This window comes from Streptomyces sp. NPDC007907 (genome assembly GCF_042959365.1).
Taxonomy (GTDB): domain Bacteria; phylum Actinomycetota; class Actinomycetes; order Streptomycetales; family Streptomycetaceae; genus Streptomyces; species Streptomyces indiaensis.
Genome location: NZ_JBIBKR010000004.1, coordinates 371,450 through 383,176, shown reverse-complemented (window position 1 = coordinate 383,176; position 11,727 = coordinate 371,450). Strand labels below are relative to the sequence as shown.

Here is an 11,727-nt window from a genome sequence, read left to right as displayed (position 1 = left end):
CTATTCACTCAGTACATGTACTCAGTACATAATGATCTCCATGAGCACCCGCCACATCCTGCTGGGCCTGCTCGCGACAGGTCCGAGCCATGGCTACGACCTCAAGCGACGCCATGACGAACGCTTCCCGCAGGCCCGCCCGCTGGCCTACGGGCAGGTCTACACGACCCTGCAGCGCCTCGTACGGGACGGCCTCGCCGAGGTCGACGGCACCGGCTCGGACGGCGGTCCGGAGCGCACCGCGTACCGGACGACCGACGAGGGCACCGAGGAACTGACCCGGTGGGCCGGGGAGATCGCACCGCCCGCGCCCTTCGTGGCCAACGAGATCTTCGCCAAGGTCGTGGTCGCGATCCTCTCGGGCGGCGACCCGGCCCGGTACCTGAGCGCCCAGCGCGCCGCGCACATGGAGCGGATGCGGGAACTCACGGCGGTCAAGGCCGCCAAGGGAGCCGACCTCACGACCGTGCTCTCGGCGGACTACGCCCTCAACCACCTCGACGCCGACCTCCGCTGGATGAACACCACGGCGGCCCGGCTCACCACCCTGACCGCGGAGGTCGACGCAGCATGAGCAGACCCGTGCCCCTCCTCTCGGCCACCGGCCTCACCAAGGCGCACGGCCGGAGCCCGGCCCTGCGCGGCGCCTCGGTCGAGCTGCACGCGGGCGAGATCCTCGCCGTGACCGGGCCGAGCGGCAGCGGCAAGTCGACGCTGCTGCACTGCCTGGCCGGCATCGTCCGCCCGGACGCCGGCTCGGTGACCTACGACGGCCGGCGGCTCGAGGACCTGCCCGAGAAGCGGCTGAGCGAGCTGCGGCGCACCGAGTTCGGCGTGGTGTTCCAGTTCGGCCAGCTCATCCCCGAGCTGACGGTCCTGGACAACGCCGCCCTGCCGCTGCTGCTGGCGGGCACCGGCCGCGCCGAGGCCCGGGCCCGGGCCGGCGAGTGGCTGGAGCGGTTCGGGGTGCGGGGCCAGGAGGACCTGCGGCCCGGCGAGCTGAGCGGCGGCCAGGCACAGCGGGCGGCAATGGCCCGGGCCCTGGTCACCGGCCCGCGGGTGGTGTTCGCCGACGAGCCGACGGGCGCGCTGGACTCCCTGGCCGGCGAGCAGCTCATGACGGCCCTCGTCCACACGGCCCGCGACGCGGGCACGGCCGTCCTGCTGATCACGCATGACGCCCAGGTGGCCGCCTACGCGGACCGCGAGGTCCAGCTGCGGGACGGGGCCGTGGCGGCACTGGGGGTGAAGGCGTGACGTCACTGAAGGCCGATCTGCGTCTCGCCTTCGAACTCACCCGCGGTTCCGACCGCGGCGAGTGGTGGCGCGTGACCCTCACGGCGACGGGGGCGGCGCTCGCGACCGGGTTCGCACTGGCCGCCGTCGCCCTGGCATCGCTGCGCGGCGGTCACGACGTGCCCGTCGCCGCCGGGCTTCTGGACGAGCCGGGCACGCGGGCGGGCGTGATCGTCAGCCTGATGCTCCTGCTCGTGCCGGTGCTCGGGTTCCTCGGCCAGTGCGCCCGCATCGGGGCGGTGCACCGCGACCGGCGGCTGGCCGGGCTGCGGCTGGCCGGGGCGACGGCCTGGCAGGTGCGACGGATCGCCGCATTGGAGACCGGCCTGGCCTGTCTGCTGGGCTCGGCGGTCGCCACCGTCTTCTCGGTGCCGCTCCTGCTGCGCCTGTGGGACCGGCCGACCGTCCTGGCCTGGGTGGGGATCGCCCTGGTCGCGGCCGGCGTACCGCTGCTGGGCGCCGCGGCGGGCGCGCTGGCGCTGCGCCGGGTGGTCGCCTCGCCCCTGGGCTGGGTGCGCCGGCTCGGGCCGCGCACCGGGCGGGGGCCGGGGCTGTTGTTCCTGGCGGGGGTCGTGCTGGTCGGGGTGGTGACGCTGGTCGCCGTGCTCAGCACGTCCTCGGCCGCTCCCGACCGGCCGTACGCCGGGCCGCCACTGATGATGGTGGGCACGGTGCTCGCGGTCGGCGCGGGCGCGGTGTGGCTCTCCGGTGCCGCGGCCAGGGTGACCGGACGGATCCTTGCGGCCCGGGCCCGGTCGGCGGCGGCGCTGATCGCGGCGGAGCGGCTGCGCGATGACCCGTGGGCTGCGGCCCGTACCCACGCGGCGGTGCTGCTGGTGACGGTCGTCGGGGGCGGCTTCACGGGCGTGCGTGCGGTGCTCCTCGACGAGGTGCGCACCGGCAAGCAGCTCGCCGAGAGCCCCGACTACTACATCACCGGCCTCGATCTCACCGGCGTCGCCATCGCGGTCGCTCTCGCGATCACGCTGTCGGGCCTCGCCGTCGGCACGGCCGAGTCCCTCGCCACCCGCCGACGCGGTCTTGCCGCGCAGGTCGCCGCCGGCGTGCCGCGCGCGGTGCTCGGCCGGGCCCTGCTGCTGGAGACCGCGCTGCCGCTGGCACCGGCGGTGCTGCTCGCGGGCCTGGGCGGGACGGCCGTCGCCGCCGGTTACGCGCTGCTCACCGGTCACCCGTTCCCCTGGGCGGCGGCCCTGGTGCCCGTCGCCGTCTACGCCGCCTGTCTGCTCGCCGCGGCGACCTCGCTGCCCCTGCTGGGCCGCTCGGTGCGGCCGGCGGAGCTGCGGTACGCGTGAGCGCCACCGCGGCCGGCCCGTGACCGGCCGGCCCCGGGGGAACAGGGGACTCCCGGGGCCGGCTCACCGCACGCGGCAATACGAAGGCCCGGATCCTCGTCAGGCGGAAATGCCGTCGATCCGGGCCATGGCGTCGTCCGCGCCGTACGGCTGCAAGTACGGCAGCCAGCGCGGGTCCCTATGGCCGGTCCCGATGATGCGCCAGGCCAGGCCCGACGGCGGGGCGGGTTTGTGGCGCAGCCGCCAGCCGATCTCGAAGAGGTGCCGGTCGGCCTTCACGTGGTTGCAGCGGCGGCAGGACGCCACCACGTTGTCCCAGACGTGCTTGCCCCCGCGGCTGCGCGGGATGACGTGGTCGACGCTGGTTGCGACGCCACCGCAGTACATGCACCGGCCCCCGTCGCGGGCGAACAGCGCCCGGCGGGTGAGAGGAACGGGCCCCCGATAGGGAACCCGGACGAATCGCTTGAGCCGGACCACGCTGGGTGCGGGGACTGTGACGGTCGCGCTGTGCAGATAGGCGCCGGACTCCTCGAGGCAGACGGCCTTGTTCTCGAGGACGAGGACGAGCGCGCGGCGGAGCGGTACGACACCGAGTGGCTCGTACGACGCGTTGAGGACCAGGACATGCGGCACGGATGCCTCCTTGGACGCCGGCGGCGCGTGGCTCGCGCCGGGACGATTCGTAGCCAGTCTCCCCTCATGCCTGGTGGAAGCGCCACCATGTCCCCGTAACGGGCTGGGAGTGTTTTCGACCACACCCCATTCATCCCCCGGATCATGGCCTGTTCAAGCCCAGGTGAGCACGGTCTCTCCTTCACACAATCCGCGATAGCACACACAATGCCCCGTTAGTGTGGTGGTTCTGCCCCTTCGGTGACCCTGCCGTGACCTTGACCCCCTAGAACCACCGCACCGGGGCGGACCGCTGCACCTGGAGGTACCTGCCGTGTCCCTGTCCCTCGCGGACGCCGTCCTGATGGCCGCCGACCCGTCACCGTCGCCGACCCCCTCGGATACCCAGTCCCCGAGAGTGCCTTCACTCCAGGACGCCCAGGAGAGCGCGACGAACGCCGCGGGCTGGGTCGAGCAGAACTGGTCGACCTGGCTCGCGATCGGCCTGAGGGTCCTGCTCATCGTGGTGATCGCCGCGGTGCTGAGGGTCTTCGTGCGACGGGCGATCACCAAGCTGATCGACCGCATGAACCGGACCGTCCAGTCCGTGGACGGCAGCGCGCTCGGCGGGCTCCTCGTCAACGTCGAACGCCGACGGCAGCGCTCGCAGGCCATCGGCTCGGTGCTCCGCTCGGTGGCATCGTTCCTGATCATCGGCACCGCGGCGCTGATGATCCTCGGCACCTTCCAGATCAATCTCGCCCCGCTGCTGGCCTCGGCCGGTGTCGCCGGTGTCGCGATCGGCTTCGGAGCCCGCAACCTCGTCACGGACTTCCTGTCCGGCGTCTTCATGATCCTCGAGGACCAGTACGGCGTCGGCGACACGATCGACGCGGGCGTCGCCTCCGGCGAGGTGATCGAGGTCGGCCTGCGCGTGACCAAGCTGCGCGGCGACGGCGGTGAGATCTGGTACGTCCGCAACGGCGAGGTCAAGCGCATCGGCAATCTCTCGCAGGGCTGGGCCACCGCCAACGTCGACGTCACCGTGCACGCCGGCGAGGACCTGGACAAGGTGAAGGCCACCCTGGACGAGGTCGCCGGGAAGATGAGCGCCGAGGAGCCCTGGAACGAACTGCTGTGGGGCCCGATCGAGGTCCTCGGCCTGGACAGCGTGCTGCTGGACTCCATGGTCGTGCGCGTCACGGCCAAGACGATGCCCGGCAAGTCCCTGACCGTGGAGCGCGAGCTGCGCTGGCGCGTCAAGCGGGCCTTCGACGCGGCGAACATCCGGATCGTGGGCGGCGCCACGGCCTCGGTGGAGGAGCAGCCCGTCGACCCGACGGCGGGGATGGCCGCGCCGTCGGTGTACGCGAACTCGTCGTCCCCGCAGTCGGCGGCGGCGTCCCCGCTCACTCCTCCCACTCCGACGAGCACCACGAAGTAGCAGCCCCCCGACGAAAGAGGGCGGTGTCCGGTTCTGCCGGACACCGCCCTCTCGGCATGTCCGGCAGGCATGTCGGGCAGGTATGCCCGGCCCACGGCAGGCCGGCCCCTCTTGACGCCCGTGCGACGCCGGGCCTACCTTCCTCCCACCGATAGGAAACTTTCCTAACAATGATCTCCAGGGAACGGCCTCCGATGGACTTCCCCGCCTGATCACTGAGAAGCTGAGCAGCCGAAGGGCAGGTGTGGACACGCATGGCAGGAACCGCCGGCACGCCGGGCACCCCACGCGTCCTGCGCGCCATGAACGACCGCGCCGCCCTCGACCTGCTGCTGGAGCACGGACAGCTCTCCCGCACCAGGATCGGCAAGCTCACCGGTCTGTCCAAGCCGACCGCCTCCCAGCTGCTGGCCCGCCTGGAGGCGGCGGGCCTCGTCCTGGCCACCGGCACCACCGAAGGCCGGCCGGGGCCCAGCGCCCAGCTCTACGAGGTCAACCCGGCGGCCGGTCACGCCGCCGGGCTCGACGTCACCCCCCAGCGGATCCTCGCCGCCGTCGCCGACATCACCGGCCGCACGGTCGGCCGCCACGAGCTGCCCACCCCCGGCCGGCGCACCGGCACCCCGGTCGTCCAGCAGGTCACCGACGCCCTGGACGGCGCGGTGAAGGCGGCAGGCCTCGCCCGGGACGACATCCACCGCCTGGTCATCGGCACCCCCGGCGCCTTCGACCCCGCCACCGGCCGGCTGCGCTACGCCTCCCACCTCCCGGGCTGGCACTCCCCCACCCTGCTGAACGAGCTCGCCGCCGCACTGCCGATGCCGTTCGAGTACGAGAACGACGTCAACCTGGTCGCGCTCGCCGAACAGCGCCTCGGCGCGGCCCGGGGCCACACGGACTTCGTGCTGCTGTGGAACGAGGAGGGCCTGGGCGCCGCCCTGGTGCTGGGCGGCCGGCTGCACCGCGGCTGGACGGGCGGCGCCGGCGAGGTCGGCTTCCTGCCGGTGCCGGGCACCCCCCTGGTCCGCCAGGTCACCAAGGCCAACAGCGGCGGCTACCAGGAACTCGCCGGTTCGCAGGCCGTTCCCCGGCTGGCCGCCGAGCTCGGCATCGAGGACATCCCTCAGGGCCCGTACGCCGAGGCCGCCGCCGAACTGCTCGCCAGGGCGGCCCGGTCGGACGACGACGCCCACCGGCGCCTGCTCGGGACCTACGCGACCCGGCTGGCCACCGGCCTGGCCTCGCTGGTCTCGGTCCTCGACCCCGAACTCGTCGTGCTGAGCGGCGCCTCCCTCACCTCGGGCGGCGAGCCGCTGCGCGCCCTCGTCCAGGCCGAGCTGGAAGAACTGGCCGCCTCGCGCCCTCGCCTGGTCGTGGGCGACGTGCGTGAACACCCCGTGCTGCGCGGCGCCCTGGAGAGCGCCCTCGCGACGACGCGCGACGAGGTCTTCGACACCTCCCGCTGATCCCGCCCCCCTCCCGCATTTCCCGTCTCCCCCTCTTCCCCGTCCTCAGGGAGTTCCGCCATGCCCGGAATGTCCAGAAATTCAGTCATCGCCCTCGCCGCCTCCGCATCCCTCGCCCTTCTCGCCACCGCGTGCACCGGTCAGTCCGGCGCCGGTGCCGGCGACGACGCGTCCAAGGAGACGACCCTCACCTTCTGGCACGCCTGGAGCGCGCCGTCGGAGGTGAAGGCCGTCCAGGACCTGGTCGCGGGGTTCGAGAAGGCGCACCCCAACATCCACGTCGACGTCGTCGGCAACATGACGGACGACAAGATGAACCAGGCCCTGCGCACCGGTGGCGCCAAGGCCCCGGACGTGATCTCGTCCTTCACCACGAACAGCGTCGGGAAGTTCTGCTCGTCGGGCGCCCTGGTGGACCTCAACCCGTTCTTCGAGAAGTCCGGCGTCGACCCGGGGAAGACCTTCCCGAAGGCGATGAACGAGTACACCCAGTTCGACGGCAACCGCTGCGCGGTCCCCCTCCTCGGGGACGCCTACGGCCTCTACTACAACAAGACGGCGTTCGAGAAGGCCGGCATCACCGCCCCGCCGAAGACCTGGTCGGAGTTCGAGAAGGACGCGAAGAAGCTGACGATCCGCCAGGGCGAGACGTACCGGCAGCTCGGCTTCATGCCGAACTACCACGGCTGGGAGACCACCACCGAGCACTACCTCGGCCAGTTCTCCCCGACGTACTTCGACAAGGACGGCAAGTCGAACGTCGGCAAGGACCCGGCGTTCGCCCAGGCCTTCACGGTCCAGAAGAAGCTCGTCGACGCGCTCGGCGGCTACCGCAGGCTGGAGACCTACCGCTCCGAGCTGGGCGACGAATGGGGCCCCAAGCACCCCTTCCACACCGGCCAGGTCGCCATGCAGCTCGACGGCGAGTGGCGCCTGGGCATGGCTCTGGACACCAAGCCGAAGTTCGACATCGGCGTGGCCCCGCTGCCCGTCCCCGACGACCGGGCCGACGAGTACGGCAAGGGATACATCACCGGCACCATCGCCGGCATCGCCGCGACCAGCCGGAAGCAGAACGCGGCCTGGGAGCTGGTGAAGTACATGACCACGGACACGGACGCGGTGGTGGACTTCTCCAACGCCATCCACAACGTGCCCTCGACGCTGGCGGCCCTGAAGTCCCCGAAGCTGAAGTACGACCCCCGCTTCAAGACGTTCCTGGAGATCGCCGCGAACCCGGACTCCACCACGGCCCCCGCCTCCGTCAACGGCGGTGTCTACCTGACGACGATCCAGCAGTTCGGCTACGACTACGAGAGCGGCAAGGCGACCGACCTGAAGAAGGGCCTGCAGCAGACCGCCCGTCAGATCGACACGGACATCGCGCAGGCGAAGTAGGCCATGAGCACTCTCACGTTGCGCGCGAAGCACCGCCGCTCGGCCCTGCGCACCCTCGCCTTCCTGTCCCCCTGGCTGATCGGCTTCTCGGTCTTCTTCGCCTACCCCCTGATCTCCACCGTCTACTTCTCCTTCATGCGCTACGACGGCTTCAAGCCGCCGGCGTGGGTGGGCACGAAGAACTGGGCGTACGTCGTCGAGCACTACCCCCTCTTCTGGCCCGCCCTGCGCAACACCCTGTGGCTGGTCGTCGTGATGGTCACGCTCCGGGTCGCCTTCGGCCTGGGCGTGGGCCTGCTGATCACCAGGATCAAGACGGCCACGGGTGTCTTCCGCACCCTCTTCTACCTGCCCTACCTGGCCCCGCCGGTCGCGGCCACGATGGCCTTCGCCTTCCTCCTCAACCCCGGCACGGGCCCGGTCGACTCACTCCTCGACAGGGCCGGCCTGCCCACGCCCGGCTGGTTCAACGACCCCACCTGGTCGAAGCCGGCCCTGACCCTGCTGGCGCTGTGGGGCATCGGCGACCTGATGGTCATCTTCATGGCGGCCCTGCTCGACGTGCCGAAGGAGCAGTACGAGGCGGCGGAGCTGGACGGCGCGAGCCCCTGGCAGCGCTTCCGCTACGTCACGCTCCCGAACATCTCACCGATCGTCATGTTCGCCGTCGTCACGGGCGTGATCCAGACCATGCAGTACTACACCCAGCCGCTGATCGCCGGGAAGGTCGCCTCGGGCGTGATCCAGGGGGCGGGCACCCAGTTCGAGCCCGGCTACCCCGACAGGTCGACCCTCACCCTCCCCCAACTCGTCTACAACCTGGGGTTCCAGCGCTTCGACTACGGCTCGGCCTGTGTGGTGGCCCTGGTCCTCTTCGCCCTCTCCATGGCCTTCACGGCACTCCTGATGCGCCGCCGGGGCGGCCTGATCCAGGCAGGTGAACGATGACACAGCTGCTCGACAAGCCCCTGGAGCTGAAAGCCCCGCCCTCGCCCGCACAACGCACGGCCCACCGCAGGGCGTTGCTGGAATGGATCGCGATCCACTCATTCGGCGTCGCGGCGGCCCTGTTCTTCACGCTGCCCTTCGTCTTCGTCTTCCTCACCTCCCTGATGAGCGACAGCCAGGCGCTGAGCCGCGACCTGATCCCGCACACCTGGGAGTGGGGCAACTACGCCGAGGTCTTCGACACCCCCGGCTTCCTCACCTGGTGGAAGAACACCCTCGTCTACGCAGGCCTGGGCACGGTCCTCACGGTCGTCTCCTCGATCCCCGTCGCCTACGCCCTGGCCAAGTTCCGCTTCCGCGGCCGCAATCTCGCACTGATGCTGGTCATCTCGATGATGATGCTGCCGCCGCAGGTGATCGTCATCCCGATGTACCTGTTCTGGGCGAAGCAGCTGGACCTGTCCGGCACCCTGTGGCCGCTGATCATCCCCATGGCGTTCGGCGACGCGTTCTCCATCTTCCTGCTGCGCCAGTTCCTGACGACGATCCCCGACGAGTACGTGGACGCGGCCAGGGTGGACGGCTGCGGCGATCTGCGCACCCTGCTGAGGGTGGTGCTCCCGATGGCGAAACCGGGCGTAGCCGCAGTGGCGCTGTTCCAGTTCTTCTACGCGTGGAACGACTACTTCGGCCCCCAGATCTACGCCTCGGAGAACCCGGGCGCCTGGACGCTCTCCTACGGCCTGGAGTCGTTCAAGGGCGCGCACCACACCGACTGGAACCTCACCATGGCCGCCACCGTGCTGGTCATGGCCCCCGTGATCCTCGTGTTCTTCTTCGCCCAGAAGGCGTTCGTCGAGGGTGTCACGCTCACCGGAGTAAAGGGTTGAACACCATGAAACTCACCGTGGTCGGCGGAGGCTCGACCTACACCCCCGAACTCGTGGACGGCTTCGCCCGCCTGAGGGACACCCTGCCCGTCGAGGAACTGGTCCTGATGGACCCGGCCCAAGGCCGCCTCGACCTCGTCGGCGGCCTCGCCCGGCGTATCCTCGCCCGCCAGGACCACCCGGGCCGCGTCACCACGACCAGCGACCTGGACGAGGCGGTGGACGGCGCGGACGCGGTCCTGCTGCAACTGCGCGTGGGCGGCCAGGCGGCCCGCGAGCAGGACGAGACCTGGCCCCTGGAGTGCGGCTGCGTGGGCCAGGAGACCACCGGCGCCGGCGGCCTGGCGAAGGCCCTGCGCACGGTCCCGGTCGTCCTGGACATCGCGGACCGCGTCCGCCGCACCAACCCCGGGGCCTGGATCATCGACTTCACCAACCCGGTGGGCATCGTGACCCGCGCCCTGCTCCAGGCGGGCCACAAGGCGGTGGGCCTGTGCAACGTGGCGATCGGCCTCCAGCGCACGTTCGCCGCCCTGCTGAACGTGACGCCGCCGGACGTCCACCTCGACCACGTGGGCCTCAACCACCTCACCTGGGAGACGGCCGTACGCCTGGGCGGCCCGGAAGGCGAGGACGTCCTGCCGAAACTGCTGGGCGAGCACGGCGACACCATCGCCGCCGACCTCCGCCTGCCCCGCCCCCTGCTCGACACCCTGGGCGTGGTCCCCTCCTACTACCTGCGCTACTACTACGCGCACGACGAGGTCGTACGGGAACTGCGGACGAAACCGTCCCGAGCGGCCGAAGTGGCGGCGATGGAAAGCACACTGCTCGCGATGTACGCGGACCCGGCCCTGGACGAGAAGCCGGAGCTGCTCGCCCGGCGGGGCGGCGCCTTCTACTCGGAGGCCGCGGTGGACCTGGCGGCGGCCCTGCTGGGCGGCGGCTCGCCGTACCAGGTGGTGAACACGTACAACCGGGGCACGCTCCCGTTCCTGCCCGACGACGCGGTGATCGAGGTGCAGGCGGCAGTGGGGTCCAAGGGCGCGTCCCCGCTGCCCGTGCACCCCGTGGACCCCCTCTTCGCCGGCCTGATGGCGAACGTGACGGCCTACGAGGACCTGGCCCTCCAGGCCGCCCTGCACGGCGGCAGGGACCGCGTCTTCCGCGCCCTGCTCTCCCATCCCCTCGTCGGCCAGTACGCGTACGCCGAGACGCTCACCGACCGGCTGATCGCACACAACCGGGAGCACCTCGCGTGGGCCTGAGCGCACGAGTCCTCGCCATCGACGCGGGCAACAGCAAGACGGACGTCGCGATCGTGACGGCGGACGGGGAGGTCCTGGCCACGGCACGCGGGGGCGGTTTCCGTCCACCGGCCGTGGGAGTGGCCGCGGCGATGGACGACCTGGCCGGGACCGTCACCAAGGCCCTCACCACCGCGGGGCTCACCTCGGTCACGCACGTCTCGGCGTGCCTGGCGAACGCCGACTTCCCCGTGGAGGAGGAGCGGCTGGCCGCGACGCTGCGGGCCCGCGCATGGGGCACGACGGTGACGGTCCGCAACGACACCTTCGCCATCCTGCGGGCCGGTGCGACCGAACCCCGGGGTGTAGCCGTCGTCTGCGGCGCGGGCATCAACTGCGTGGGCATGCGCCCCGACGGCCGCACGGCCCGCTTCCCGGCACTGGGCAGGGTCTCGGGCGACTGGGGCGGAGGCTGGGGCCTGTCCGAGGAGGCCCTGTGGCACGCCTCCCGGGCGGAGGACGGCCGCGGCGCCCCCACCGCCCTGTCCCACACCCTCCCCGCCCACTTCGGCCTGCCGTCCGTGTACGCCCTGGTCGAGGCACTGCACCTGGAGCACATCCCGGCGCTCCGGCGCCACGAGCTGACCCCGGTCCTCTTCGCCACGGCCGCCGACGGCGACCCGATCGCCCGCACGATCGTGGAACGCCAGGCCGAGGAGGTGGTCGACATGGCGGTGGTCGCCCTGACTCGCCTGGACCTCCTGGACGAGCCGACACCGGTCCTCCTGGGCGGCGGCGTCCTGGCGGCCCGGCACGCCCAACTGAACGACCACGTCGAACACTTGCTGACGGCCCGCGCCCCGAAGGCGATGCCGCAGGTGGTGACGGCGAGCCCCGTGCTGGGGGCGGCGCTGCTGGGCCTGGACAGAGTGGGCGCGGACGAGGGAGCACAGGGACGGTTGCGGAGGCACTACGGCGTATGAACCGCAACTACTGTCGCCGCTGAGGCCGGGGGGCCCGCAACCCGGCGGCACGACTGCGCGCAGCGAGGGGCGAGCCACGACGCACCCGCGGCCGCCGTCAGACGCAAGGGGACGTGTCGGGGGTGTC

General features: G+C 71.5%; 11 protein-coding genes. 10 read left to right on the top strand and 1 reads right to left on the bottom strand.

Features of this window, described 5'->3' with window-relative positions; translation table 11 throughout:
- The first annotated feature begins 40 nt into the window (after positions 1–40).
- The 3 genes from ACFZDI_RS18090 to ACFZDI_RS18080 are packed head-to-tail and all read left to right on the top strand — an operon-like array spanning position 41 to position 2,609.
- Positions 41–574 carry a helix-turn-helix transcriptional regulator gene (locus tag ACFZDI_RS18090; RefSeq protein WP_391251612.1) on the top strand — a complete coding sequence of 178 codons (534 nt, stop codon included), beginning with the start codon at positions 41–43 and terminating at the stop codon, positions 572–574.
- The gene (locus ACFZDI_RS18085; RefSeq protein ID WP_391251610.1) at positions 571–1,257 is read left to right on the top strand and encodes an ATP-binding cassette domain-containing protein; all 687 of its coding nucleotides are present in this window, start codon (positions 571–573) and stop codon (positions 1,255–1,257) included. The genes ACFZDI_RS18090 and ACFZDI_RS18085 overlap by 4 nt, the downstream gene beginning before the upstream one ends.
- Positions 1,254–2,609, top strand: coding sequence for an FtsX-like permease family protein (locus ACFZDI_RS18080; RefSeq protein WP_391251607.1), 1,356 nt, complete (start codon positions 1,254–1,256; stop codon positions 2,607–2,609). Before ACFZDI_RS18085 ends, ACFZDI_RS18080 begins: the two co-directional genes overlap by 4 nt.
- Before the next feature lie 99 nt (positions 2,610–2,708).
- On the opposite strand, the gene ACFZDI_RS18075 is transcribed toward ACFZDI_RS18080, so the two are convergent.
- Entirely contained in the window at positions 2,709–3,245 is a 537-nt protein-coding gene (locus ACFZDI_RS18075; protein WP_086560153.1) for an HNH endonuclease, read from the bottom strand.
- A gap of 343 nt (positions 3,246–3,588) precedes the next feature.
- Here ACFZDI_RS18075 and ACFZDI_RS18070 point away from each other — a divergent pair, with 343 nt between their 5' ends.
- From ACFZDI_RS18070 to ACFZDI_RS18040, 7 genes are all read left to right on the top strand, one after another.
- On the top strand, positions 3,589–4,668 hold the full coding sequence (locus tag ACFZDI_RS18070; protein ID WP_234850283.1) for a mechanosensitive ion channel family protein: 1,080 nt from the start codon (positions 3,589–3,591) through the stop codon (positions 4,666–4,668).
- 254 nt (positions 4,669–4,922) lie between these two features.
- On the top strand, positions 4,923–6,134 hold the full coding sequence (locus ACFZDI_RS18065) for an ROK family protein (protein WP_391251605.1): 1,212 nt from the start codon (positions 4,923–4,925) through the stop codon (positions 6,132–6,134).
- Positions 6,135–6,194: 60 nt separating this feature from the next.
- The gene (locus ACFZDI_RS18060) at positions 6,195–7,532 is read left to right on the top strand and encodes an extracellular solute-binding protein (protein WP_391251603.1); all 1,338 of its coding nucleotides are present in this window, start codon (positions 6,195–6,197) and stop codon (positions 7,530–7,532) included.
- A 3-nt stretch (positions 7,533–7,535) separates the two neighbouring features.
- A complete protein-coding gene (locus tag ACFZDI_RS18055; RefSeq protein ID WP_234850279.1) occupies positions 7,536–8,480 on the top strand; it encodes a carbohydrate ABC transporter permease in 945 nt (314 codons plus the stop codon).
- Positions 8,477–9,370, top strand: a complete 894-nt coding sequence (locus tag ACFZDI_RS18050; protein ID WP_234850280.1) for a carbohydrate ABC transporter permease — start codon at positions 8,477–8,479, stop codon at positions 9,368–9,370. The genes ACFZDI_RS18055 and ACFZDI_RS18050 overlap by 4 nt, the downstream gene beginning before the upstream one ends.
- A gap of 5 nt (positions 9,371–9,375) precedes the next feature.
- The gene (locus ACFZDI_RS18045) at positions 9,376–10,638 is read left to right on the top strand and encodes a 6-phospho-beta-glucosidase (RefSeq protein ID WP_391251601.1); all 1,263 of its coding nucleotides are present in this window, start codon (positions 9,376–9,378) and stop codon (positions 10,636–10,638) included.
- Positions 10,629–11,600, top strand: coding sequence for a BadF/BadG/BcrA/BcrD ATPase family protein (locus tag ACFZDI_RS18040; RefSeq protein ID WP_391251599.1), 972 nt, complete (start codon positions 10,629–10,631; stop codon positions 11,598–11,600). Before ACFZDI_RS18045 ends, ACFZDI_RS18040 begins: the two co-directional genes overlap by 10 nt.
- Positions 11,601–11,727: the final 127 nt, after the last annotated feature.